General features: G+C 73.8%; 24 protein-coding genes and 1 tRNA gene. 14 read left to right on the top strand and 11 right to left on the bottom strand.

All coding sequences use genetic code 11. From position 1 onward, the window contains the following. Window positions 1-663: 663 nt before the first annotated feature. Complete coding sequence (locus ACFY61_RS08300; RefSeq protein ID WP_389468607.1) at window positions 664-939, bottom strand: SHOCT domain-containing protein; 276 nt, start codon at window positions 937-939, stop codon at window positions 664-666. Beyond that, window positions 939-1,367, bottom strand: coding sequence for a DUF6325 family protein (locus tag ACFY61_RS08295; RefSeq protein WP_389468604.1), 429 nt, complete (start codon window positions 1,365-1,367; stop codon window positions 939-941). Before ACFY61_RS08295 ends, ACFY61_RS08300 begins: the two co-directional genes overlap by 1 nt. Window positions 1,368-1,445: 78 nt before the next feature. Between ACFY61_RS08295 and ACFY61_RS08290 the strand changes: the two genes are divergently transcribed. Continuing rightward, window positions 1,446-2,807 (top strand): FtsW/RodA/SpoVE family cell cycle protein, encoded by a 1,362-nt coding sequence (locus tag ACFY61_RS08290; RefSeq protein WP_389469291.1) that lies wholly within the window; start codon window positions 1,446-1,448, stop codon window positions 2,805-2,807. Continuing rightward, on the top strand, window positions 2,804-4,264 hold the full coding sequence (locus ACFY61_RS08285; RefSeq protein ID WP_389468602.1) for a penicillin-binding transpeptidase domain-containing protein: 1,461 nt from the start codon (window positions 2,804-2,806) through the stop codon (window positions 4,262-4,264). Before ACFY61_RS08290 ends, ACFY61_RS08285 begins: the two co-directional genes overlap by 4 nt. Window positions 4,265-4,534: 270 nt before the next feature. Here ACFY61_RS08285 and ACFY61_RS08280 read toward each other — a convergent pair whose 3' ends face one another. Then, a complete protein-coding gene (locus ACFY61_RS08280) occupies window positions 4,535-5,647 on the bottom strand; it encodes a ferritin-like domain-containing protein (protein WP_389468599.1) in 1,113 nt (370 codons plus the stop codon). 168 nt (window positions 5,648-5,815) lie between these two features. On the opposite strand from ACFY61_RS08280, the gene ACFY61_RS08275 reads away from it, so the two are divergent. The 3 genes from ACFY61_RS08275 to ACFY61_RS08265 are packed head-to-tail and all read left to right on the top strand — an operon-like array spanning window position 5,816 to window position 7,816. Next, entirely contained in the window at window positions 5,816-6,745 is a 930-nt protein-coding gene (locus ACFY61_RS08275) for a diiron oxygenase (protein WP_389468597.1), read from the top strand. A gap of 29 nt (window positions 6,746-6,774) precedes the next feature. After that, a complete protein-coding gene (locus ACFY61_RS08270; protein WP_389468594.1) occupies window positions 6,775-7,533 on the top strand; it encodes a TetR/AcrR family transcriptional regulator in 759 nt (252 codons plus the stop codon). Between the two features lie 10 nt (window positions 7,534-7,543). Further along, the gene (locus tag ACFY61_RS08265; protein WP_389468592.1) at window positions 7,544-7,816 is read left to right on the top strand and encodes a hypothetical protein; all 273 of its coding nucleotides are present in this window, start codon (window positions 7,544-7,546) and stop codon (window positions 7,814-7,816) included. A 188-nt stretch (window positions 7,817-8,004) separates the two neighbouring features. Here the strand turns inward: ACFY61_RS08265 and ACFY61_RS08260 are convergent, their stop codons facing one another. The 3 genes from ACFY61_RS08260 to ACFY61_RS08250 form a co-directional block, all read right to left on the bottom strand. Continuing rightward, window positions 8,005-9,339, bottom strand: a complete 1,335-nt coding sequence (locus ACFY61_RS08260) for a histidine kinase dimerization/phospho-acceptor domain-containing protein (protein WP_389468589.1) — start codon at window positions 9,337-9,339, stop codon at window positions 8,005-8,007. After that, a complete protein-coding gene (locus tag ACFY61_RS08255) occupies window positions 9,336-10,037 on the bottom strand; it encodes a hypothetical protein (RefSeq protein ID WP_389468586.1) in 702 nt (233 codons plus the stop codon). Before ACFY61_RS08255 ends, ACFY61_RS08260 begins: the two co-directional genes overlap by 4 nt. A gap of 136 nt (window positions 10,038-10,173) precedes the next feature. After that, entirely contained in the window at window positions 10,174-10,707 is a 534-nt protein-coding gene (locus ACFY61_RS08250) for a hypothetical protein (protein WP_389468583.1), read from the bottom strand. A 214-nt stretch (window positions 10,708-10,921) separates the two neighbouring features. Here ACFY61_RS08250 and ACFY61_RS08245 point away from each other — a divergent pair, with 214 nt between their 5' ends. Next, window positions 10,922-11,773: an NERD domain-containing protein gene (locus ACFY61_RS08245; RefSeq protein ID WP_389468580.1), complete on the top strand. Its 852-nt coding sequence runs from the start codon at window positions 10,922-10,924 to the stop codon at window positions 11,771-11,773. A gap of 151 nt (window positions 11,774-11,924) precedes the next feature. Here ACFY61_RS08245 and ACFY61_RS08240 read toward each other — a convergent pair whose 3' ends face one another. Further along, entirely contained in the window at window positions 11,925-13,064 is a 1,140-nt protein-coding gene (locus tag ACFY61_RS08240) for a Ku protein (RefSeq protein ID WP_389468577.1), read from the bottom strand. 31 nt (window positions 13,065-13,095) lie between these two features. Here ACFY61_RS08240 and ligD point away from each other — a divergent pair, with 31 nt between their 5' ends. Next, window positions 13,096-14,001 carry a non-homologous end-joining DNA ligase gene (gene ligD, locus ACFY61_RS08235; protein WP_389468574.1) on the top strand — a complete coding sequence of 302 codons (906 nt, stop codon included), beginning with the start codon at window positions 13,096-13,098 and terminating at the stop codon, window positions 13,999-14,001. Further along, a complete protein-coding gene (locus ACFY61_RS08230; RefSeq protein WP_389468571.1) occupies window positions 13,998-14,885 on the top strand; it encodes an ATP-dependent DNA ligase in 888 nt (295 codons plus the stop codon). The genes ligD and ACFY61_RS08230 overlap by 4 nt, the downstream gene beginning before the upstream one ends. Window positions 14,886-15,006: 121 nt before the next feature. Here ACFY61_RS08230 and ACFY61_RS08225 read toward each other — a convergent pair whose 3' ends face one another. Next, on the bottom strand, window positions 15,007-15,366 hold the full coding sequence (locus ACFY61_RS08225; RefSeq protein WP_389468569.1) for a DUF6479 family protein: 360 nt from the start codon (window positions 15,364-15,366) through the stop codon (window positions 15,007-15,009). A gap of 143 nt (window positions 15,367-15,509) precedes the next feature. On the opposite strand from ACFY61_RS08225, the gene ACFY61_RS08220 reads away from it, so the two are divergent. After that, complete coding sequence (locus tag ACFY61_RS08220) at window positions 15,510-15,836, top strand: plasmid stabilization protein (RefSeq protein ID WP_389468566.1); 327 nt, start codon at window positions 15,510-15,512, stop codon at window positions 15,834-15,836. A gap of 18 nt (window positions 15,837-15,854) precedes the next feature. On the opposite strand, the gene ACFY61_RS08215 is transcribed toward ACFY61_RS08220, so the two are convergent. The 3 genes from ACFY61_RS08215 to ACFY61_RS08205 all read right to left on the bottom strand — a co-directional run bounded on the left by ACFY61_RS08215 (window position 15,855) and on the right by ACFY61_RS08205 (window position 18,377). Further along, on the bottom strand, window positions 15,855-16,859 hold the full coding sequence (locus ACFY61_RS08215) for an XdhC family protein (protein ID WP_389468563.1): 1,005 nt from the start codon (window positions 16,857-16,859) through the stop codon (window positions 15,855-15,857). Between the two features lie 974 nt (window positions 16,860-17,833). Further along, window positions 17,834-18,055, bottom strand: coding sequence for a hypothetical protein (locus ACFY61_RS08210; RefSeq protein WP_389468560.1), 222 nt, complete (start codon window positions 18,053-18,055; stop codon window positions 17,834-17,836). Window positions 18,056-18,305: 250 nt separating this feature from the next. Beyond that, window positions 18,306-18,377 (bottom strand) — tRNA-Arg (locus tag ACFY61_RS08205). 108 nt (window positions 18,378-18,485) lie between these two features. On the opposite strand from ACFY61_RS08205, the gene ACFY61_RS08200 reads away from it, so the two are divergent. From ACFY61_RS08200 to thrC, 5 genes are all read left to right on the top strand, one after another. Further along, on the top strand, window positions 18,486-18,938 hold the full coding sequence (locus tag ACFY61_RS08200; RefSeq protein ID WP_389468557.1) for a response regulator: 453 nt from the start codon (window positions 18,486-18,488) through the stop codon (window positions 18,936-18,938). A 79-nt stretch (window positions 18,939-19,017) separates the two neighbouring features. Then, window positions 19,018-20,037: an ArgS-related anticodon-binding protein NrtL gene (gene nrtL / locus ACFY61_RS08195; protein WP_389468555.1), complete on the top strand. Its 1,020-nt coding sequence runs from the start codon at window positions 19,018-19,020 to the stop codon at window positions 20,035-20,037. 22 nt (window positions 20,038-20,059) lie between these two features. Then, the gene (gene lysA, locus ACFY61_RS08190) at window positions 20,060-21,451 is read left to right on the top strand and encodes a diaminopimelate decarboxylase (protein WP_389468552.1); all 1,392 of its coding nucleotides are present in this window, start codon (window positions 20,060-20,062) and stop codon (window positions 21,449-21,451) included. Between the two features lie 137 nt (window positions 21,452-21,588). Then, window positions 21,589-22,893: a homoserine dehydrogenase gene (locus ACFY61_RS08185; RefSeq protein WP_389468549.1), complete on the top strand. Its 1,305-nt coding sequence runs from the start codon at window positions 21,589-21,591 to the stop codon at window positions 22,891-22,893. A gap of 7 nt (window positions 22,894-22,900) precedes the next feature. Continuing rightward, a complete protein-coding gene (gene thrC, locus ACFY61_RS08180; protein ID WP_389468546.1) occupies window positions 22,901-23,971 on the top strand; it encodes a threonine synthase in 1,071 nt (356 codons plus the stop codon). Window positions 23,972-24,164 lie beyond the last annotated feature (193 nt).

The following is a 24,164-nucleotide window of genomic DNA, read 5'->3' as shown; positions in this document are numbered from 1 at the left end:
GTCCGGCGGTGGGCCGGGCCGCGGGCCGGCGGGGGGGCCCCCCCCCCCCACCCCCCCCCCCCCCCCCCCCCCCCCCCGACCCTCCACCCCCACCCCCCTGCGCCGCCCCCCCCGCCCACCGACCGTGCGCCCACCCGCCCGTTCCCGTCCGTTCGCCCCCCACCCGCCTGCCAGTTCCCCGTCCGTCCGCCCCCCACCCGCCTGCCAGGTTCCTGTCCGCCCGCCCGCCGTTTCCGACCCGCCTGCCAGTTCCCTGTCCGTCCGCCCGTCCGCCCGTCCGCCCGTCCGCCCCCCGTCCGCCCGCCCGTTCCCTGTCCGTCTGCCTGTCCGTCCGCCCATCCAGCTCCGCCGACATCTACGCCACGCGGGCATCTCCAGCCCCGTCTGGCACCTTCAGCCTCGCCGGCGTTTGAGGCGCGGGGTGCGGGGCGGAGCCCCGTGTGTCCGGGCGGAGCCCCCGGCGGGCTTTCCGGTTGGGCGGCATGTTCAGCCTCGCCGGCGTTTGAGGCGCGGGGTATGGGGCGGAGCCCCGTGTGTCGGGGTGAAGCCCCCGCTGGGCTTTCCGGTGGGGCGGGCACGTTCAGCCTCGCCGGCGTTTGAGGCGCGGGGGGAGGGAGGCGGAGCGGAGCCCCTGGGCTTCGGTGGGGTCGTCGCCGTGCGCCCTCAGGGGTTCAGGAGGCGGGACTTGGCCGCCGTGAACTCCTCCGGGGTGAGCAGCCCGTCCTGCGCCAGGTCCGCGAGCCGGGTCAGCTGGTCCGCGAGGTCCGACGCGGGCGGGGGCCCGGCCGCGGCCGGCGGGGGCGGGGGCGGCGGCGCGGCCGCCGGGCCGGGCCCGCCGTCCCAGACGTACGCCCCCCGCGCCAGCAACCCCCGCAGCAGCGGCCGCCCCGCCACCCGCTCCGCAGGCCGCACCACCGCTCCGACCGGCCGGATGAACATCACCCCACCCCCAGCCCGGCCAGCCGGTCCGCCGGGATGCGGACCGACCCCGCGATCCGCCCGCCTGCCGCCCGTACCGCCACCGCCGCGTCCGCCGCCCACACGTGCTCCACCACCAGCAGCAGCGCGCAGCTGCCCCGGTCCAGCAGGTCGGCGGCCTCCTGGACGTCCTCGGGGCCGATCAGCCGCGCCACCTCCCGCCCGGCCAGCAGCCCGTGCAGCTCGTGGAACTCGTCGAACTCCGCCGCGAACACCTCCCCGCCCGCCGTCTTCGTCGCGACCAGCCCGTCGATGAGCCGGACGTTGCCGGTCTTGCGCAGCCCCAGCACCGCCTCGACCGCCGGTACGCGCAGTTGCTCCTCGGGAAAGGCGAGGACGATGAACTCCACGGGTCCCATCACCACCACCCCGCCTCCTGTTCCGATCACTTCTGACTGCTCTTCGGCACACTATGACATAGCCGGACATAAGCTCAGGGAGCTTGCTACGTTTCCCATATGACCGCATTGACGGCAAAGGTGGCGGACCCCGCCGACTCCGTTCCGCCACCCGGCGGACCCCTCCCCAAGCGCCGGGGCGCCGAGCTCGCGCTGCTCGCCGGTGCGGTCGCCGTCTCCGTCCTCGGCTATCTGTACGTCGGCCTCGCCACCGTGGGGCACGTCCCGGAGGAGGCCTCCCGGTACGCCGGCGGGCTGGCCGTGGCCGCCCTGCTCGCCCATCTGGCCGTACGGTTCGCCGCCCCGTACGCCGACCCCGTGCTGCTGCCCATCGCCGTGCTGCTCAACGGCCTGGGCCTGGTGCTGATCCAGCGGCTGGACCTGACCACCCCGCACCACCTGACCGCCGGCACCCAGCTCGTCTGGTCCGCGCTCGGCGTCGCGCTGTTCGTCCTCGTCCTGGCCCTGCTCCGGGACCACCGGGTGCTCCAGCGGTACACCTACCTCGCGGTCGTCACCGCGCTCGTGCTGATGGTCGTCCCGGTCTTCTTCCCACCCGTGAACGGCGCCCACATCTGGATCCGGGCGGCCGGGTTCTCCTTCCAGCCGGGGGAGTTCGCCAAGATCCTGCTGGCGCTGTTCTTCGCCTCGTACCTCGCGGCCAACCGGACCGCGCTCGCCCTGACCGGCCGCCGGATCTGGGTCTTCCGGATGCTGCCGATGCGGGTGCTGGGCCCGATCCTCGCGGTCTGGCTGCTCAGCGTCGGCGTCCTCGTCCTGGAACGGGACCTCGGCACCTCGCTCCTGTTCTTCGGACTCTTCGTGATCATGCTGTTCACCGCCACCGGCCGGATCGGCTGGATCGCCGTCGGCCTGGCCCTCGCCGGCCTCGGAGCGTGGGCAGTGGGCACGTTCGAGCCGCACGTCCACGGCCGGGTGGAGGACTGGCTGAATCCTTTCGCCTCCATCGAGCGCGGCGAGGGACCCGGCCAGCTCGCCCAGTCCCTCTTCGCCTTCGGCGCCGGCGGACTCCTCGGCGCGGGCCTGGGCGACGGCCAGTCCTTCCTCATCGGGTTCGCCGCCAAATCGGACTTCGTCCTCGCCACCGCCGGCGAGGAGCTGGGCCTGGCCGGTCTGGTCGCCCTGCTGCTGCTGTACGGGCTGCTCGTCGCCCGCGGCTTCGAGGCCGGGCTGGCGCTGCGCGACTCCTTCGGGCGGCTGCTCGCCACCGGACTGGCGTCGATCATCGCCCTCCAGGTGTTCGTGATCACCGGGGGAGTGACCGGACTGATCCCCCTCACCGGCATGGCCATGCCCTTCCTGGCCCAGGGCGGCTCCTCCGTCGTGACCAACTGGATCATCGTGGCGCTGCTGGTGCGGCTCAGCGACCGCGCCCGCAGCCCCCGGCCCGCCGCGGAGGTGCGCGGGTGATCCGCTACATCCGCTGGTGCGCCTGGTTCTGCGCGCTGCTGCTGGCCGCGTTGCTGGTCAACGCGGCCCGGGTGCAGCTCGCCGACGCCGGGGAGCTGGCCGCCAACCCGGCCAACAAGCGGTCCGTCATCGCCCGCTACGCCCAGCCGCGCGGCGACATCCTGGTCGACGGCCGCCCGGTCACCGGCAACCGCGACAGCGGCCAGCTGCTGCGCCACGAGCGGACCTACCTGGACGGCCCGCTCTACGCCCCGGTCACGGGGTTCTCCTCGCAGACGTACGGCACCAGCTTCGTGGAGCGGGCCGAGGACGCGGTCCTGGCCGGCACGCACCCGGGGCTGACCGCCTTCCCGTTCTGGTACGACCTGGCCCGGGGCCGCCCGGACGGCGGCCGCGTGGCCACCACCGTCAGGGCCGCGGTGCAGCGGGCCGCGTACACGGGGCTGGCCGGCCGGCGCGGCGCGGTGGTCGCCGTCGAACCGGGCACCGGGCGGATCCTGGCGCTGGTGAGCAGCCCCTCGTACGACCCTGGGGTGCTTTCCGGCACCGGGGCGCAGGTCAGGGCGGCCTGGGCGCGGCTGAACGCGGACCCGGCCAGGCCGATGCTGAACCGGGCGCTGCGCGAGACGTACCCGCCCGGCTCCACCTTCAAGATCGTGACGGCCGCGGCGGCCCTGGACGCCGGTGTCGTCACCGATGTGGACGCGCCGACCGAGACCCCCGACCCCTACCCGCTGCCGGGCACGCGCACCCTGCTGCCCAACGCGTCCCGCGGGTGCGAGGACGCCTCGATGGCGGAGGCGGTGCGCTGGTCCTGCAACACGGTGATGGCGAAGATCGGGGTGCGGGTCGGGCTGCGCCGGATGGTGGCGGCGGCGGAGCGCTTCGGTTTCAACGACGCGTCACTGACGGTGCCTTCGTGGGTGTCGCGGTCCGGGTTCGACACGGACATGAGCGAGGACCAGCTGGCGCTGTCCTCGATCGGGCAGTTCAACACCAGGGCGACGCCGCTGCAGATGGCGATGGTGGCGGCGGCGGTGGCCAACGGCGGTGAGATGAAGGTCCCGTACCTGGTGGAGGGCACCGCGCAGGCGGACGGCGACCCGGTGCGCCGGTCCGCCCCGAGGACGCTGGGCCGGGCGATGAACCCGGCCACCGCGCTGCGGCTCCAGGAGCTGATGGTGGGGGTGGTGGAGGAGGGCACGGGCCGGAACGCGGCGATCCCCGGGGCGGTGGTCGGCGGCAAGACCGGCACCGCCCAGCACGGGGTCGGCAACACGGGCACGCCGTACGCGTGGTTCATCGCCTGGGCGAAGGGGGAGCGGTCGGCGGTGCCGGAGGTGGCGGTGGCGGTGGTCGTGGAGGACGCGCAGGCCGACCGGCGCGGCATCAGCGGCAACAGCGCGGCCGCCCCGATCGCCCGCACGGTGATGACAGCAGCCCTCACACCCCCATGAGCCCCGCACCCACCGCCACCTCACACTCGCCTCCGCCCCAACGTCCGCAGCGCGAGCGCCGTTCCAGGTCCAGCCTTTGAAGCCCGAGCGGCATTCGAGCGGGCCCTGTCGGGGCCGAGGTCGCCTTGGTCGCTCCCGCCCGGCCACTACAGCCCGAGCGGCGTTTGAGCGGGTCCGGCGGGAGCCGCGGTCGGCTCGTAACCGGTTCCGGCCGGCCGCGCCGGCCTGGTCGGGCCCCGCCCGGCGGCCGACGGGCAGCCGCACGCCCGGTCAGGGCGCGGGGTCCGCCCCGCCGGCGATCACCTCCGCCACCTCCGCCACCCGCGCCGCCTCCTCCGCCGCGAACCGCTCCCGGTCCAGCTCCTCCGCGACCTCCTCGTCCTGCGTCATCAGCAGGTCCAGGTTCGAGTCGCCCATCTCGTAGACGCCCATGTCGAGGTACGCCTTCTGGAGCCGCTCACCCCACAGGCCGATATCCTTGACGCAGGGCACGATCCGGCTGAACAGCAGCTTCCGGAACAACCGCAGGAACTCCGACCGCTCCGAGAGCTCCGCGGCCTCCTTCGGCGGGATGCCGAAGTTCTCCAGCACCTCCACCCCCCGCAGCCGGTCCCGCATCAGGTAGCAGCCCTCGATCACGAACTCCTCGCGTTCGCGCAGTTCCGCGTCCGTCAGCTGCCTGTAGTAGTCCCGCAGCGCCATCCGCCCGAACGCGACGTGGCGCGCCTCGTCCTGCATGACGTACGCCAGCACCTGCTTGGGCAGCGGCTTGTCCGTGGTGTCGCGGATCATCCCGAAGGCCGCCAGCGCCAGGCCCTCGATCAGCACCTGCATGCCCAGGTAGGGCATGTCCCAGCGGGAGTCGCGCAGCGTGTCGCCCAGCAACCCCTGGAGGTTGTCGTCGACCGGGTACAGCATGCCGACCTTCTCGTGCAGGAACCGCCCGAAGATCTCCGCGTGCCGGGCCTCGTCCATCGTCTGCGTGGCGGAGTAGAACTTCGCGTCGAGGTCGGGGACGGACTCGACGATGCGGGCCGCGCACACCATCGCCCCCTGCTCGCCGTGCAGGAACTGGCTGAAGTTCCACGCCGCGTAGTGCCGGCGCAGGTCACCCCTGTCCCGCTCGGTCAGCTTGGGCCAGTGCCGCGTGCCGTACAGGGTCAGCGCCTCGTCCGGGGTGCCGAGCGGGTCGTACGGGTCGACGTCCAGGTCCCAGTCGATCCGCTTGGCCCCGTCCCACTGCTTGTCCTTGCCCTTCTGGTAGAGCGCGAGGAGCCGTTCGCGGCCGCCGTCGTACTCCCAGTTGAAGCGCGCCGCACCGGAGGCCGGGACCTGCCAGACGCCGTCGTCCGGCTGCCTGGTGTAGAGATCGTGCGTCGACACTGACGCCCCCTCTTGTCGCGTACTGCCGTACAGGACTGGTCTGTTCGCAGTCCAGCATGTTGGTAGACGCGGGGTCAACAACACGCGCGCGGGGGATTGACGCCCTTGCTGACGGGCAGTCTCATAAGAGGTGACCGCTGGTAACCCTGCCCACGAGGTGTCCGAACCATGACGACCGTCACCGACCGAGCCGTCCTGCGGGACGCGCTCGGCCTGCTCAAGGACCGCGAGCAGGTCGCCGAGCGACTGCTCGAATCCTCCGCCAAGCACTCCTTCGACCCGGACCGGGAACTCGACTGGGACGCCCCGGCGGTCGACGGCAAGTACTACTGGCCCCCCGAGCTGCTCTCCCTCTACGACACCCCGCTGTGGAAGCGGATGAGCGAGGAGCAGCGCATCGAACTCTCCCGCCACGAGGCCGCCGCGCTCGCCTCCCTCGGCATCTGGTTCGAGGTCATCCTCATGCAGCTGATGGTCCGGCACATCTACGACAAGTCCCTGACCAGCAACCACGTCCGGTACGCGCTCACCGAGATCGCCGACGAGTGCCGGCACTCGATGATGTTCGCCCGGATGATCAAGAAGGCGGGTTCCCCCGACTACCCGGTCTCCCGCCTCAACCACAACCTGGCCCGCATCCTGAAGACCGTCTCCACCACCCCCGGCTCCTTCGCCTGCACCCTGCTCGGCGAGGAGATCCTGGACTGGATGCAGCGCCTCACCTTCCCCGACGAGCGGATCCAGCCGCTGGTGCGCGGGGTCACCCGGATCCACGTCATCGAAGAGGCCCGCCACGTCCGGTACGCCCGCGAGGAGCTGCGCCGGCAGATGCTCACCGCCCCCCGCTGGGAGCGCGAACTCACCCGCGTCTCCTGCGGCGAGGCCGCCCGCGTCTTCTCCGTCGCCTTCGTCAACCCCAAGGTCTACGAGAACGTCGGCCTCGACCGGCGCGAGGCCGTCGCCCAGGTCCGCGCCAGCGGCCACCGCCGCGAGGTGATGCAGACCGGCGCCAAGCGGCTCACCGACTTCCTCGACGACATCGGCGTGCTGCGCGGGGTCGGCCGGAAGCTGTGGAAGAGCTCCGGACTGCTCGCCTGACCCCCCGGCCCGGGGGATACGCTGCGGGCATGACCCGGACCCGGACCAAGCCCGCGGCGCCCCCGGCCCCACCGGCCGCCCCGCGCGCCTACCGCCGGCTCAGCGTCGAGGAGCGGCGGGCCCAGCTCCTCGACGCCGCGCTGACCCTGTTCGCGCACCACGCCCCGGAGGACGTCTCCCTCGACCACGTCGCCGAGGCCGCCGGCGTGTCCCGCCCCCTGGTCTACCGCTACTTCCCCGGCGGCAAGCAGCAGTTGTACGAGGCGGCCCTGCGTTCGGCCGCGGACGAGCTGCGCCACTGCTTCGCCGAACCCCAGACCGGCCCGCTGACCCTGCGGCTGTCCCGTGCCCTCGACCGCTACCTGGCCTTCGTCGACGAGCACGACACCGGCTTCAGCGCCCTCCTGCACGGCGGCAGCGTCGTGGAGACCTCCCGCACCACCGCCACCGTGGACGGCATCCGGCGCGCCGCCGCCGACCAGATCCTGCTGCACCTCGCCGTCCCCGAGCCCGGCCCGCGTCTGCGGATGATGGTCCGCACGTGGATCACCGCGGTCGAGGCGGCCTCCCTCATCTGGATCGACGAGGGCAAGCAGCCCGCGGTGGAGGAGCTCCGCGACTGGCTGCTCGACCAATTCATCGCCCTGCTCACCGCCACCGCCGCCAGCGATCCGCAGACGGCGGCGGCCGCGCGCCGCGCCCTGGCCCTGGAGTCCGGGGACGGCCCGGCGGGGCGGCTCGCCCGCCGGGTGATCCCGGTGGTCTCCGAGGCCGCGCACCTGCTGTGACACTGGGAGGGTGAGAAGCGAACCCACCCCCTTCGAGGGCGGCCCCATGGACGGCCGGGTCCTCCCGATCCTGCTGGGCCCCACCGGCCACCCGCCCAAGTGGTACGAGATCCCGGTGCCCGACGCCGCGGGCGGCCCGCCCACGGTCCTGCTCTACAAGCGGGTGCCGGCCGGCTACACGAAGCGGTTGGGCCTCCAGCGCGGCTGGAAGTACGAGTACGACCCGACGGGCGTGAAGCCCCGGCCCCGCTGGCCCTGGACCCGCCGGAGCACCGCCGCCTGACCGGACGCCCCGGGCGCCGGCGGGCACGCCCCCCGGCCGGGCCGGGCGGGCCGGCGCTCCGCCTGACCGGCGCCGCGCGGCCGGCGCCGAGCTCCGCAGGTCCGGCGCGGTGCGGCTGCGCCTGAGCTCCGCCGGACCGGCGCCGTGCGGGCGAGTGCCCGGCGCTCCGCCGGGCACTCGCCGCCGGCTCAGCCGCCGTCCGCGTCCCCGGGCGCGCCCCCGCCGGGCTCCTCGTACCCGGGGCCGGCCTCGCCCGGGAGCGTCAGCTCGGCCACCGCCCCGCCGTCGGCCGCGTTGCCGAAGCGGAGCTCCGCCCCGAGCACCGCCGCCTGGCCGGCGGCGATGGTGAGGCCCAGCCCGGTCCCCCCGCCCCGGGCCCCGGGCTCCGTGCGGAACCGCTGCGGCCCGTGCTCCACCAGGTACCCGGGATAGCCGTCCCCGTGGTCCCGCACCGTCACCACGGGCCCGTCGACCGTGAGCACCACCGGCTCCCGGCCGTGCCTGTGCGCGTTGGCCACCAGGTTCCCCAGCACCCGCTCCAGCCGCCGCCGGTCCGTCTCCACGTACGCGTCCCGGCGGACCACCACCTCCGTGGCCGTCCCCGACGCCCGCACCACCCGCCCGGCCAGTGCCCCCAGCCGCTCCAGCCCGGACTCCACCCGCTCGCTGCCCGAGTCCAGCCGCGAGATCTCTAGCAGGTCCTCCGTCAGCTGCCGCATCGTCCGTACCCGCTCCTGCACCAGCTCCGTCGGCCGGCCCTCCGGCAGCAGCTCCGAGGCCGCCTGCAGCCCGGTCAGCGGGGTGCGCAGCTCGTGCGCCACGTCCGCGGTGAACCGCTGCTCGCTCAGCAGCTTCGCCTGGAGCGTCCCCGCCATCGTGTCCAGCGCACCGGCGACGATCGCCACCTCGTCCTGCCGCCCGGCCGGGTCCCGGGTGCGCGGGTCGCCGACCCGGGCGTCCAGGTCGCCCTGGCTGATCCGCCGGGCCACCGTCGCCGTCTGGTGCAGCCGCCGCGTCACCCGGGTGACGGCGAACGCGCCGATCAGCAAGGTCCCGCCGATGGCCAGCACCGAGGAACCGATGATCGCGTTGTCCAGGCCGCCGATGGTGCTCGCGGACTGCCGGTAGTCGACCGCGGCTGCCAGCGCCCGCCCGTCGGCCGGCGCCGCCGCCCACATCGTCGGCCGTCCGCCCTGCTCGCCGACCATCGTCCCGCGCCGGCCGGAGAGCGCCAGCGCGCGCAGCGGGGCCGGCAGCCCGGGCGGGTCGACGCCGGTCTCCGGCGGCAGGAGCTCGCCCGCCTCGTAGTGCCGGGCGGCCTCGGTGAGCCGGTCCAGGGCCTTCTCCCGGGCGGCGGCCACCGTCTGCCGGGTCACCTCCGCGTGCACCAGGACGCCGAGCAGGGCCGCGAGGGCGCAGCACATCACCGCGATGAAGCAGGCCGCCTTGAAGGTCAGCGTCGCCGTCCAGGCCGGGAGGCGCACACCCCGGCCCGCACGGGCCCCGCCGGTGCCGCGGGTCACGGCGTGACCGCTCCCGGGCGGCCCTGCGCCACCCGGGTGATCTGTTCCCGCGCCGGCAGCATGGTCCGCTGGCTCTCGTCCCAGGACCAGGCGGTGGCCAGCTCGTAACCCGGGTTCGCGCTCGGCATCCGCACGATCAGGTCGCGGCCGGCCAGCTCCACGCTGATCACGGGCTGGGTGGTTGCCATGATCCGGTTGAGCCGGCCGTCCGGGTCGGCGGTGTAGACGCGTACGGACATCTCGTGCTCCGGGCCCGGGAACTCGATCCCGACGATCAGGTCGTCCCGGCCGTTGCCGGTCAGGTCCCGGTAGTACGGCTCCATCACCGGACAGGCCGGCCCGTCGCCCGCGGCGGGACGGCCCGCCTGCCCGGGCTCGCAGGCACGGATGGCGTCGGCGGTCGCGGCGGGCATCCCGTCCGGGCCGGTGACCCGGTCCCCGTGCGCCTTGAGCTCCTCCTGGACCAGCCGCACCGGATCGACCTCGCGCACCTCCTGCCCGGTCACCCTCGGCAGGCCCGGTACGTACTCGGGGGGCGCCCCGCCGGGTTCGGCCGGCAGTACGGAAGCCCCCTGACGGGCGGGCCACAGGTGCGCCGGCCCGTGGGCGGTGGGGGTCGGGCCGGCGGCGACCAGGCCGCCGGTGCCGCCGCACCCGCCAAGCAGCAGGGCCGCGGGCAGCAGCAGGGCAGCGGGCACGGCGGCGAGCCGTCCGGGCCGGCGGAGGGCACGGCTCGGACGCGGCGGTGGAGGCGGCTTCACGGGCGCCGGCGTCCTCCCTGTGGGGGCGATCTGTCCGCTCCACCATATGCGGACGTAAATCCCATTTGCCCCGTCAGCCGTCGGTACGGCCCCGGCGCAGCATCGCGAAGCCCAGGCCGGCGGCACCCAGGGCGGCCATGCCGCCGCCCGCGGCGAGGAGCAGCACGCCGTCGCCGGGGGCGTCGGCCAGGGTGCGCAGGCGCAGCGCATCCGCGGGGCCGGAGGTGGCGGCCGGGCCGTCGTAGGCGGCGGTGGCGCTGCGCCCACCGGTCGGCACCCAGGACGACAGCCGGCCGTCGGGCCGCAGCGCGATCCGCAGCTCGCCACTGGACCCGTACCCGACGGCGCCGTCCCGGCTGCTGACGCGGGACACCGTGTCCCCTCCGCCGGCGATCTCCGCCTGGTAGGCGTTCTCGCCCACCCGGTACACCTTCGCGGTGGACACCCCGTCGGCGAGGGTGCGGCTGCTGACCAGGGTCCGCGGGGCCGTCGCCGTCTCGGCCGCCCGCGCGGCGACGGCGCCGCCCGGCAGGGCCAGGACGCCTGCGGCGCAGGCGGCGACAGCGGCGGCGGCGCGGACGAGGGGGCGGCGGCGGACGCTACGCACGACGGTGTTCCTTCGCTGATGGGCTGACGGGCTGACGGGCTGACGGGTCGGCGTGACCCCAACCTAGGGCCGGGCCGTTGCGGCCGCGTGCGCGTCGTGTAACGGCCAGCCAGCGCTGTCCCCACGGAGTCGTTACGAACGCGTGTGCCACGGGCCGCAGGGGGGATTGCCGAGGCGGGCCCCGGCTGCTCACATGGACGCGGGGGTGACGCCGATGACGCGGCAGGCACAGCAGGCGCAACCGAAGGCGCGGGCACCGCGGGGGCTGAGGGTGGTACCGGCCGGGCGGCAGGTCCGCGGGCGGCTGTACGTCACCACGCCGGACGGCCGCGGCGTGGCCTGGTACGACCGCGAGACCCACCGGGTCAGCCTCCTCGCGGCCGACCGGCAGGACGACGTACTCGCCGCCCTGCGGCCTTTCCTGAACGGCGCGTACACGGTGGGGCCGCCGCCCGTGCCCAGCCGGGCCGACCTGGCCCGGCTCACCCTGCACCCGGACGACGACCTGGCCCCGAACCGCCCCGGGGAGGCCCTGCTCGGCGAGCTTGCGCACGGCACCGCCGGCACCGGCGGCCGCACCCGCCACCGGCTCCGCCAGGACCTCCAGGCTCAGCAGCGGATGGGAGCCGAGTTCGACGCGCTGGAGGACGCCGGCTGGCGGATCCTGCACGCCGTGCCGCTGTCCGGCGCGGGCGTCCTCGACCACCTGCTGATCGGCCCGGCGGGCGTGCTGTGCGTGGTCACGGTCCCGGGCCGCCGCCAGCGGGTCCACGTCGGGGACCTGCTGGTCACGGTCGGACGCGCGGAGCCCAGGCCGGACCCCCGCCGGGCGCGCGGGGCGGCGGAACGCGCCGCCCGGGCGCTGGGCGTGCCGGTCGTCCCGGCGGTGGCGGTCGTCGACGGGGCCCGCGTGGACGTGGCCCCGACGCTGCGCGACGTCCGCGTGCTCCGCGACGGCTCCTCCCCGGCGTCCCTGACGGCCGCGGCCCCGGTCCCCCTGACCCCGTCCGACGTGGAAGCCCTCCACACCCGGGCCCGCAACCGCCACACCTGGACCCGCCCCTGACCCCCACCCTCGCCGGCGCTGCCCCCGACCGGGCCGCCCAGCCTCGCCGGCGTTTGAGGCGTGGGGGTCCCCCCGGACGGAGTCTGGGGGAGGGTGCGGGGCGGCGCCCCGCGTGCCCGGGCGGAGCCCCTGCCGGGCCGCCCGGCACCGGCTACGCCGAGGTCCGCTTGCGGGGAGTCGCCGACTTCTTCTTCGCGGCCGCGCCCCCAGCCGCAGCCGTGGACTTCTTCTTCGCCGCCGCCCCCGAGGACGCCGTCGACTTCGCCGAAGTCGTCTTCTTCGCCGCGCTCCCGCCCCCGCTCCCACTCGCCCCCGCCCCCGACTTCGCAGCCGTCGACTTCTTCCCCCCCACCGCCTTCGGCGCAGCCCCAGCCCCACCCCTGCCCCCGGACCCGGGCTTGGCCCCAGCCCCAGCCCCAGCCCCACCCCCGGACCCCGCCTTGGACCGGGACCCCGCGGCCCCGGCCGCCCCCCGCTTCCGGGCGATCGGCGTGACCTCCGCCGCCTCCCCCCGCGACTCCTTCGCCGCCCGCACGCTCCGCTCCAGCGCCGCCATCAGGTCGATGACCTGACCCGTCGCCGCCTCGCCCGCTTCCGGCATCTCCCGTTCGATCGCCTCGCCCGACTTCGCCGCCAGCATCGCCTCCACCGCCTCGCGGTAGTCGTCGTGCAGCGACGAGACGTCCACCTCGCCCAGCGTCGCCATCAGCGCGTCCGCCAGGTCGAGCTCCGCCTCCCGTACGGTGACCTTGGTCTCGGGGGCGACGCCCTCCGGCGACCGGATCTCGTCCGGCCACAACAGCCCGTGCATCGCGATGACCTCGTCCACCACCCGCAGCATCCCCAGCCGCTCCCGCCCCCGCAGCGCGAACTTCGCGATGGCCACCCGCTCGCTCCGCTTGAGCGCCTCCCGCAGCAGCGTGTACGGCTTCGCCGCCGACACTCCGTTCGCCGCCAGGTAGTACGCGGCGTCCATCTGCAGCGGATCGATCTCCGAGGCCGGCACGAACGACACGATCTCGATCGTCTTCGCGGTCGGCAGCGGCAGCTGCGCCAGGTCCTCGTCCGTGATCGGGATGATCGACCCGTCCGGCTCCTCGTACCCCTTGCCGATCTCCGCCGCCGGGATCTCCTCGCCCTCCAGCTCGCACACCTTGCGGTAGCGGACCCGGCCGCCGTCGGCCAGATGGATCTGCCGGAACGAGATCGAGTGGTTCTCGGTGGCGTTCACCAGCTTGATCGGGATGCTGACCAGGCCGAAGGAAATCGCACCGTTCCAGATGGATCGCACGGTTCCTCCTCTTTCGTGGCAGTCTCATCGTATGACGCCGGTCACATCGGTGGAGGGGCGCCGCCTCTCGCTCAGCAATCTCGACAAGGTCCTCTATCCGGAGACCGGATTCACCAAGGGCGAGGTACTCCACTACTACGCCACGGTCGCCGACACCCTGCTCGCCCACATCCACGACCGGGCGGTGTCCTTCCTCCGCTATCCCGACGGACCGGAAGGGCAGCTCTTCTTCACCAAGAACCCGCCGCCCGGCACACCCACATGGGTGAAGACCTCCGCGGTGCCCCGCTCCGAGGACCCCGGCGCCCGCCAGATCGTCGTCTCCGACCTGCCGACCCTCATCTGGGCCGCCAACCTCGTCGTCGAGTTCCACGTCCACCAGTGGACCGCCGACCGCCCCGCCGTCGCGAACCGCCTCGTCCTCGACCTCGACCCCGGCCCGCCCGCCACCGTGGTCGAGTGCTGCGCCGCCGCGCTCTGGCTGCGCGAGCGGCTCGCCGCCGACGGGCTGCACGCCTACCCCAAGACCTCCGGCTCCAAGGGCCTGCACCTCTCCGTGGCCCTGCGGCCCACCCCCTCCGCCGAGGTCTCCGCGTACGCCCGCCGGCTCGCCCAGGAGGCCGAGGCGGAACTGCCCGCGCTGGTCGTCCACCGCATGGCGAAGGCCCTGCGGCCCGGCAAGGTCTTCGTCGACCACAGCCAGAACGCCGCCGCCAAGACCACCGCCGCCCCCTACACCCTGCGCGCCCGCCGCGCCCCGACCGTCTCCGCACCCGTCACCTGGGACGAGGTCGAGGCCTGCGCCCACCCCGACGACCTGGTCTTCCTCGCCGACGACATCGCACCCCGCCTGGACCGCGACGGCGACCTCTTCGCCCCGCTGACCGACCCCGCCCTCGCCGCCGCGCTGCCCCGCACCCACCGGACGGGCCGATGATCCGGGTCGCCCTCGCCGCCACCGTACGGACCCTGCCCCGCGGGCCCGGACTCGCGTACGAGCCGAAGTTCGACGGCCACCGCATGGTCGTCTCGCGCACCGCCACCGACGTCGTGCTCCAGGCCCGCTCCGGCCGGATCGTCACCGCCGCCTTCCCCGACCTCGCCGGCGCGGCCCGGCAGCTGCCGCCCGACACCGTCCTCGACGGGGAGGTGGTCGTCTGGCACGCCGGCCGCACCGACTTCGCCCTCGTCCAGCGCCGGGCCGCGGCCACCCCCGGCCGGGCCGCCCTGCTCGCCCAGAGCCTGCCGGCCTCGTACGCCGCCTTCGACGTCCTCACCCTGGCCGGGCTGGACGTACGGTCCCGCCCCTACGAACGCCGCCGCGCCCTGCTGGTCGACCTGCTCCTGCCGCTGGGCCCGCCCCTCCAGCCGGTACCCATGACCACCGACCCGGAGCTCGCCGCGACCTGGTACGAGACCCTGCCCGCCAGCGGTATCGAGGGCCTGGTCGTCAAGCGCCTGGACCAGGCCTACCCGGCGGGGCGGCGGGCCTGGCAGAAGCTCCGCCACACCGACACCCGGGACGCGGCCGTGGTCGGCTTCACCGGACCGGCCCGCCGCCCCACCGCCCTGGTGCTGGTCCTGCCGGGGGAGGAGGACGAGACGCCCCTGGTGTCCAGCCCGCTCACCCCGGCCCTCCGCGCGGAGACGGCCGCCCTGCTGTCGGCCCGCGGGGCGGCGGCCCCGGGCGGCAACGTCACCGCCATCGGCCTCGGCGAGGTCCCGTACCACCTGCTCGACCCGCCGCTGTCCGCCGAGGTCCGCCACGCCAGCACCCGCCACCCGCCCCCGGAGGTCCTGCGCCTGCGCACCGACCTCTGACCCCGGAGGCTCTCCGTCCGCGCACGACGAACGGGCCCGGGGCGCCCCCGAGGCGCTCCGGGCCCGCTCTCACGGAAGGGGGAAGGGGGGTGGGGTGGGGTCGATGGGAGGAGGATCATGCCTACGGCCGCCCGCCGCCGTGCGGACGCTCGGGCTGCTGCGGCTGCCAGCCGCCGTGGTGCTTGTGGTGCTCGGACTCCCGCTCGCGGCGGACGTCGTCGGGGTGGTCGGAGGTCCTGGAACCGAAGTTCCCGTATCCCTGCATCTCGTGCGGCCGCAGACCGCCCTCAGGGATCTCCACTTGGTCGCGTTCCTCGCGGACCTCGAAGACCGCCCCTCCGCTGGGCAGGTGGGGCTGGCTCTCCGGGCTCGGCGGTTCCGGCTCGCGGTCGCGCACCCGCCTGCCCAGCACGAACATGCCGAGCAGGAAACCGGCCACGACGATTCCCACGACCCAGAACCAGGCGTCGGTCGTTTCCATGGGCCGCGTGTACCCACTCCAAACGGGTGCATGCCAGGCGAACCATACGAATTTCCCCGCAGCCCCCGGGTAGGCGTCTCAGGCAGACACCACCTACAGCAGACACCCTGCACACACCACCGCCTACACCAAGGAGCCCCGCCATGCCCCGCGGATCCTCCCCCAAGCGGGAACGCCAGTACGAGCACATCAAGGACAGCGCCATGGACCGCGGCGAGTCCGAGAAGCGCGCCGAGGAGATCGCAGCCCGCACCGTCAACAAGGAACGCGCCCGCGCCGGCGAGTCCAAGACCGCCAGCAAGCAGTCCCTCGAGGACATGTCCTCCTCGAAGCGCGGCGGACAGCGCTCCCACAAGGGCGCCCAGGGCCCGACGTATGACCAGCTCTACGCCGAGGCGCAGCGCCGCAACATCCACGGCCGCTCGGACATGAACAAGGCCGAGCTCAAGAAGGCCCTGGGCAGCGACTGACGACCGCGAGCGGCCCCGTCACGGGTTGAGGGGGCCGGTGGTGTCGCGCATGGCACCGCCGTCCCGCCCGCCCAGCACGCCCAGGATCTCCGCGCAGATCGCCAGCGCCGTCTCCGCCGGGGTACGCGCCCCGAGGTCCAGCCCGATCGGGCCGTGCACCCGCGCCAGCTCCGCCTCGCCCACGCCCGCCGCGAGCAGCCCCTCACGCCGCCGCGCCGTGGTCTTCCGCGACCCCAGCGCCCCGACGTAGGGAACGCCCAGCTCCAGGCCGGTCCGCAGGGTGGGCACGTCGAACTCCGGCTCGTGCGTCAGCACCACCAGGCACGCCGCCTCCCGGTACTCCACCAGCGCCTTGCGCGCCGCCCCGGCCCCGGAGGCGGTCACCGCCTCCCAGCCCAGCAGCCGCACCTGCCGCGCGATGACCTCGGCGAGCTCGCCACCCCCGCAGATCACCACGTGCGGGGCCGACGGGTACGCCTCGATCAGCACCAGCCCGGACTCCCCGTACAGCGCGTCCCGCCCGGCCCGGCGGGTGGCCAGCAGCTCCGCGGCCCGCCGCTCGGCATCGGTACCGGGCCGGTCGGCCGCCCGCACCACCACGCTCTCGGCGTACACGGCGGCCTCGTCCAGCCGGGTGACCAGCGCCACCCCCGCCCCCTGCCCCAGCAGGTCCCACCACTCGACCGGCACCGCCGCCAGCGGCTGCAGCAGCACCTCGGCCCCACCTCCACAGGTCAGCCCCGCCCCCTCGGCCTCGGCCCGGCGGACCGACACCTCGCACAGCCGGGCCGACGCCCCCGGCGCCATCGCACCGGCCTCCGCGACGAGCTCGGCGTCGAACACCCCGCGGTACAGCGAGCCCACGCACTCCCCGCGCGGATCGACCAGCATCGCCCCGGCGGGCTCCCGCGGACCGAAACCCTGCTCGGTCACCGGCCGCGCCAGGAACGCCTCCCGCCCCTCGGACACCCACTGCCGCGCCGTCTCCGCCAGCTCCCGCATCTGTGCCGTCCCCATCGTCATACGAGCTTCCGGTGCCACAAAACGCCAGGTCAAAGGCGCATCGAGGCCTCTTGCCCGGATTCTAGGCACCCCACCCACACCCCCCTCAACCCCCAGATCAACCGATCCGAACCCCCCTCCCTCATACACTCCACCAGCAACCGGCCGCCGCACACCTCGCGCACCGCCGCCCGCTCGAAGCCGGCCCCCGGAACCAGCGCACGGCAGCGGGGTCACTGCTCAACGGGCCGCCGTGATACCCGAACTGGCACCCGTCGTAAGCGATCCGTCCCGTCCGCTGCGACTCCGCCCGTACCGCAGGCGCACATCGGGTCCTACTCAGCAGGGATGGACCACCCGGTGGCGGTCACATCTCCCGACGGCTGATAAACGACCTTCACGGGCCTCTGGTCCCTGGGAACGGGGAAGGGGGTCTTGCCCCGCAGGCAGTCGCCGGCCCTGACCACCGTCGGATACTCGGGCTTGGGCAAGTCTCCCGCCCAGCCCCGCCGCGTCCCACGATCGACGAACTCGGGGCGTTCCCACCACCTTTCCCGACCAGCCGGCGGACGGGAGCGGGTCAGTTGACCCGGGGCCGCCTTGGCGGCGGATGCGCGGACCCTCTCATCGAGGGTCATGCCTCCTCACGCGAGCCCCGGCGCGTTCCGGACCTCGACGGCCGGTGCCCACGGAAGCTCATGGGGCCGCGCAGAACGGCAGTTGGCTGCACATACGCGAAGACCCCGGCCTCAGCGTTGTCGCTGGTGACGGGGTCTTCGGGCACTTCGTGCGAAGTGCCCCGGCAGGATTCGAACCTGGGCACACGGCTCCTGAGGCCCTGTGCGCCTCACGTGCTGGTCGAGGGGACAGGTGTGGTGCCATCCGCTTCGCCGGTTCAGGGACAGGCCGCGAGCAGCGACCTGCCGCGCGGTCAGCGGCAGTTGCGTCGTCAGCTCGAATCGCGGCGCTGCGCCGCGCGGGCTGGGACAGCGGCCCTAAAGCTTGACCATCTTGGCGTACGGGCTCAAGATCCGCTTCTGCACCGAACCGAAATCGACGAGCGTCGCGGTTCCGTCCTCGACGCCGATCACTCGGCCGAGTCCGTACACGTCGTGCGTGACCTGGTCACCCACCGCGAAGTGCTTGGGGGGTGGCGCGGGCGGGGCTTTGAAGGGGCTGCTCGGCAGATGGCGCTTCGGTGCGGCTGGCTTTGTCATCGTGACCAGTATGCGCCCGCCGGGCTCCGAACGGACCGCCGTGCGCATCACCGTTCGGTCCCGATCCGCGTGCCTCACGGCTCGGCGACGGGGAAGGGGCAAGGGGCAAGGGGCAAGCTCCCCGTCCACGAATAGTCCACGGACCCCGGCATACGGCTGCGCGCACGGCTGCAGTTGGGTGCACATACGCGAAGACCCCGGCCTCAGCGTTGTGTCGCTGGTGACGGGGTCTTGGGCACTTCCTGCGAAGTGCCCCCGGCAGGATTCGAACCTGCGCACACGGCTCCGGAGGCCGTTGCTCTATCCCCTGAGCTACGGGGGCGCGTCTTCCGCGTTTCGCGGCGACGGGAAGAACACTACCAGCTACTCGGGGGTGATCAGGAACGGGTTTCGGGCAGGAGGGGGGTTGGGTCGCCCGGAGGGGGTGGAAGTGGGGAAAACCCGGACGCGGGGGCGGGCGGCAACCTACTCTCGAGTTGTGCCAGGCGCCTCGGGCCGGGTGCTTGTTGTCGACGACAACAAGGTCATCCGGCAGCTGATCAAGGTCAACCTCGAACTGGAGGGCTTCGAGGTCGTGACCGCGGCCGATGGTGCCGAGTGCCTGGACGTGGTGCACCACGTGCGCCCCGACGTCGTGACGCTTGATGTGGTCATGCCGCGGCTCGACGGGTTCTCCGCGGCCTCGCGGCTGCGGGCCGATCCGCGGACCCGTCACCTGCCCCTCGCCATCGTCAGCGCCTGCACCCAGGACGAGGTCCGGGACGGCGTCGAGGCCGGGGTGGACGCGTTCCTCGCCAAGCCCTTCGAGCCGGCCGAGCTCGTGCGGCTCGTACGGGGGCTCGTCGAGCGGAGGGGCGTCGCCGCCGGGCGCGGGAGCGTCTGAGGAGGCCCCTCGCGCGGGGCGGCGTTCACATGGCGAAACCCTTCGCGGTCGGGAGGGGCTTCTCGCCTAGGCTGGTGCCGTGAATCCCGCCGATCTTCCCGATGCCGCCGTACGGGCGCTGAGCGCCGCCGTCGACGCCGGGGAACTGGGTGCCGCGCGCGTGCCCCGGCGGGTGCCCGTCGAGCGGACCCGCCCCGGAGGGGTGGGGGAGTACGCCAGCCCCGTCGCCCTCCAGGTGGCCGGGGCCGCGGGGATGAAGCCCCTCGACGTGGCCCGGGTGCTGGCCGTGCGGCTCGAGCGGGAGCCCGGGGTGCGGGCCGTCGAGATCACCGGGCCGGGGTTCCTCAACTTCACCCTCGACGCGGCCGACGTCGGCGAACTGGTCCGGGCCGTGGCGCGGGAAGGGGAGCGGTACGGGTTCGGGCCCGGCCACACGGGTGTACCGCCCCGCGAGGAGCTGGACCATGCCGGCGAGCTGCGCCGGCAGGTCGTCGGCGGGGCGGTGCGGCGGATCCGGGCCTCGCAGGGGCTGCCCGCGGGCGACGCACCGGAGGTCGCGCCGCTGCGGCGCAGCGACCACGACGTCGTACGGCGCTTCGGCGAGGACGCCGCCCGCTGGGGGATGCTCCGCGGCGGGGTCCGGGAGACACCGGAGTTCACGGCCCGCCTGGCCGTGCAGGACGAGTCCAGCGAGTACTTCCAGGTGCGCTACGCCCAGGACCGGGTCCGGGCGCTGACCCGGAACGCCGCCCTGCTCGGGTTCCGCGCCGACCCCGGGGAGGGCGCCGGGGAAGACACCGGGGACGACACCGGGGAAGCGGGCAGCGGCGCCGGGGTGGCCCTCGTCACCGCGCTGCGCGAGTACCCGCTCGCCCTGGAGGCCGCGGCCCGCCGCGGCGAGCCGGAGCGGCTGGTCCGGCAGCTGGTCGTGGTCGCGGACGCCCTGCTCGACTTCCAGTACCTCGTACTGCCCGTCGGGGACGAGAAACCCGAGGCCGCCCACCGCGCCCGGCTGGCCCTTGCCGAAGCCGCCGGGACGGTGCTGGCCGGCGGCCTGGCCCTGCTCGGCATTCCCAGCAGTCCCGAGAGCTTTGAGTGAGCAAGAGTAAGAGGTTGTCGTCATGAGTCGTTCCGCACACCCCGCAGGGCCCCGCCACGCCGCCGATCTCCCGGAGGGGCACTACACGGCGCCGCCCGCCGACCTGAACGCGCTCGACGAGAAGGTGTGGTCGCAGACCGTGCGGCGCGGCGACGACGGCGTGGTCCGGGTCGGCGGCCTCGAAGTGACGCGGCTGGCCGAGGAGTTCGGCACGCCCGCGTACTTCCTCGACGAGGAGGACTTCCGGGCCCGCTGCCGCGCCTGGGCGCACGCCTTCGGCAAGGACGCCGACGTGTTCTACGCCGGGAAGGCCTTCCTCTCCAAGGCCGTCGTGCGCTGGCTGAAGGAGGAGGGGCTCAACCTCGACGTGTGCTCGGGCGGGGAGCTGGCGACGGCCCTCGCCGCCGGGATGCCCGCCGAGCGGATCGCGTTCCACGGCAACAACAAGTCGGTCGGGGAGATCCGGCGGGCCGTCGAGGCGGGCGTCGGGCGGATCGTGCTCGACTCCTACCAGGAGATCGCCCGGGTCGCGCACTTCGCCGCCGAACTCGGGGTGCGCCAGCGCGTGCAGATCCGGGTCACCGTCGGCGTCGAGGCGCACACGCACGAGTTCATCGCCACCGCGCACGAGGACCAGAAGTTCGGCATCGCCGTCGCCGACGGTTCCGCCGCCGAGGCCGTACGGCGCGCGCTGGGCCACGACAGCCTGGAGCTGATCGGCGTCCACTCGCACATCGGCTCTCAGATCTTCGACATGGCGGGCTTCGAGGTGTCGGCCAAGCGGGTCGTGCGGCTGCTCGCCGCCGTGCGCGACGAGCACGGCGTGGAGCTGCCGGAGATCGACCTCGGAGGCGGCCTCGGCATCGCCTACACCTCCGAGGACGACCCGCGCGAGCCGCACGAGATCGCCAAGGCGCTCACCGAGATCGTCGCCCGCGAGTGCGAGGCCGCCGGGCTCGGCGCCCCTCGCATCTCGGTGGAGCCGGGCCGCGCCATCGTCGGCCCGACCGCGTTCACCCTCTACGAGGTCGGCACGATCAAGCCGCTGGAGGGCCTGCGGACGTACGTGAGCGTGGACGGCGGCATGTCCGACAACATCCGCACCGCCCTGTACGACGCCGAGTACAGCGTGGCGCTCGTGTCGCGCGCCTCCGAGGCCGAGCCCATGCTGGCCAGGGTGGTCGGCAAGCACTGCGAGAGCGGCGACATCGTGGTCAAGGACGCGTTCCTGCCGGCGGACCTCGCGCCCGGCGACCTGATCGCCGTACCGGCCACCGGCGCCTACTGCCGCTCCATGGCCAGCAACTACAACCACGCGCTGCGCCCGCCCGTCGTCGCGGTCCGCGACGGTGCGGCCCGGGTGATCGTCCGGAGGGAGACGGAGGAAGACCTCCTGCGTCTCGACCTCGGATGATGAAATAGACGTCTCAGTTGCTGGACGGAGGATGGAATCCTCTGTCCGGTGAGTGAGACTGGTTTACACCGCCGGATCCGCAATTCCGCGGATCCGGGACGGATCGAACTGATCTCAGATCGAAAGGCTTAGGTCTCATGATGCGTACGCGTCCGCTGAAGGTGGCGCTGCTGGGCTGTGGAGTGGTCGGCTCAGAGGTGGCGCGCATCATGACGACGCACGCCGACGATCTGACGGCGCGGATCGGCGCGCCGGTGGAACTCGCCGGCGTGGCCGTGCGGCGCCCCTCCAAGGTCCGCGAGAACATCGACCCGGCCCTCATCACCACCGACGCGACCGCGCTGGTCAAACGCGGGGACATCGACGTGGTGATCGAGGTGATCGGCGGGATCGAGCCCGCGAAGACCCTGATCACCACCGCCTTCGAGCACGGCGCCTCGGTGGTGTCCGCCAACAAGGCGCTGCTCGCCCAGGACGGCGCCGCCCTGCACGCCGCCGCCGACCAGGCCGGCCTGGACCTCTACTACGAGGCCGCCGTCGCCGGCGCCATCCCGCTGATCCGGCCGCTGCGCGAGTCCCTCGCCGGCGACAAGATCAACCGGGTGATGGGCATCGTCAACGGCACCACCAACTTCATCCTCGACAAGATGGACACCACCGGCGCTGGCTACCAGGAGGCCCTGGACGAGGCCACCGCCCTCGGGTACGCCGAGGCCGACCCGACCGCCGACGTCGAGGGCTACGACGCCGCCGCCAAGGCCGCCATCCTCGCCGGCATCGCCTTCCACACCCGGGTCCGGCTCGACGACGTGCACCGCGAGGGCATGACCGAGGTCAGCGCCGCCGACTTCGCCTCCGCCAAGCGGATGGGCTGCACCATCAAGCTGCTCGCCATCTGCGAGCGGGCCGCCGACGGCGGCTCGGTCACGGCCCGGGTGCACCCCGCGATGATCCCGCTCAGCCACCCGCTGGCGTCGGTGCGCGAGGCGTACAACGCCGTCTTCGTCGAGGCGGAGGCCGCCGGCCGGCTCATGTTCTACGGCCCGGGCGCGGGCGGCTCGCCGACCGCCTCCGCGGTCCTCGGCGACCTGGTCGCCGTCTGCCGCAACAAGCTCGCCGAGGCAACGGGGCCGGGCGAGTCGGCGTACACCCAGCTGCCGGTCAGCCCCATGGGGGAGGTCGTCACCCGCTACCACATCAGCCTCGATGTGGCCGACAAGCCCGGCGTCCTCGCCCAGGTGGCGACCCGCTTCGCGGAGCACGGCGTGTCCATCGACACCGTCCGGCAGCAGGGCCATTCCGAAAGCGCCGGCGACGGGGCCTCCCTCGTCGTCGTCACCCACCGCGCACCCGACGCCGCCCTCTCCGGGACCGTCGAGGCGCTGCGGAAGCTCGACACCGTGCGCGGTGTCGCCAGCATCATGCGTGTCGAAGGGGAGTAAAGGACCCATGAGCAGCAATCGCACCCACCAGTGGCGGGGCATCATCGAGGAGTACCGGGACCGGCTGCCGGTCACCGAAACGACTCCCGTGATCACGCTCCGCGAGGGCGGTACTCCGCTCGTCCCCGCCCAGGTGCTGTCCGAGCGCACCGGCTGCGAGGTCCACCTGAAGGTGGAGGGCGCCAACCCCACCGGTTCCTTCAAGGACCGCGGCATGACCATGGCCATCTCCCGGGCCAAGGAGGAGGGCGCCAAGGCGGTCATCTGCGCCTCCACGGGCAACACCTCGGCCTCCGCCGCCGCGTACGCGGTGCGCGCCCAAATGGTCTCCGCCGTCCTCGTGCCGCAGGGCAAGATCGCCCTGGGCAAGATGGGCCAGGCCCTCGTGCACGGCGCCAAGATCCTCCAGGTGGACGGCAACTTCGACGACTGCCTGACGCTGGCCCGCCGGCTGTCCGACAACTACCCGGTCGCGCTGGTCAATTCCGTCAACCCGGTGCGCATCGAGGGGCAGAAGACGGCCGCGTTCGAGATCGTGGACGCGCTCGGCGACGCCCCCGACGTCCACGTGCTGCCGGTCGGCAACGCCGGCAACATCACCGCCTACTGGAAGGGCTTCAAGGAGTACAAGGCCGACGGCCTCGCCTCCCGCACGCCCCGTGTGTGGGGCTTCCAGGCCTCCGGCTCCGCGCCGATCGTGCGCGGCGAGCCGGTCAAGGAGCCGCACACCATCGCCACCGCGATCCGGATCGGCAACCCCGCGTCCTGGGACCACGCGCTCGCGGCCCGGGATGAGTCGGGCGGCTTCATCGACGAGGTGACGGACCGCCAGATCCTGGCCGCCTACCGCCTGTTGGCCTCCCAGGAGGGTGTGTTCGTGGAGCCCGCCTCGGCGGCTTCGGTGGCCGGCCTGCTCAAGGCGGCCGAGCTCGGCCTGGTGGACCCGGGGCAGAAGATCGTCTGCACGGTCACCGGAAACGGCCTCAAGGACCCCGACTGGGCGATCGCCGGTGCTCCGCAGCCGGTCACCGTTCCGGTGGACGCCGAGGCGGCCGCCGTCCGCCTCGGACTGGTCTGACCGACCCCTCCAGGGGTCTCCGAGAAAAGCGGTATGCCGGGTTCCGCAGCGCGCGGAACCCGGCAAGCCGGGGCATAGCCCGCCAGAACCATCGGGGAGGTCCGCGACACGCATCGTGCGCCTCCTGTGCGCCCTATGTCGCGACAGAACCTTCCTTCGATACGCTGTACTTACATCCGCCACCGCGCACGAC

The organism is Streptomyces sp. NPDC012888 (assembly GCF_042900645.1).
GTDB lineage: Bacteria > Actinomycetota > Actinomycetes > Streptomycetales > Streptomycetaceae > Streptomyces.
The sequence above is the reverse complement of the archived record's forward strand: the minus strand, read 5'-3'. Positions and strand labels throughout refer to the sequence as shown.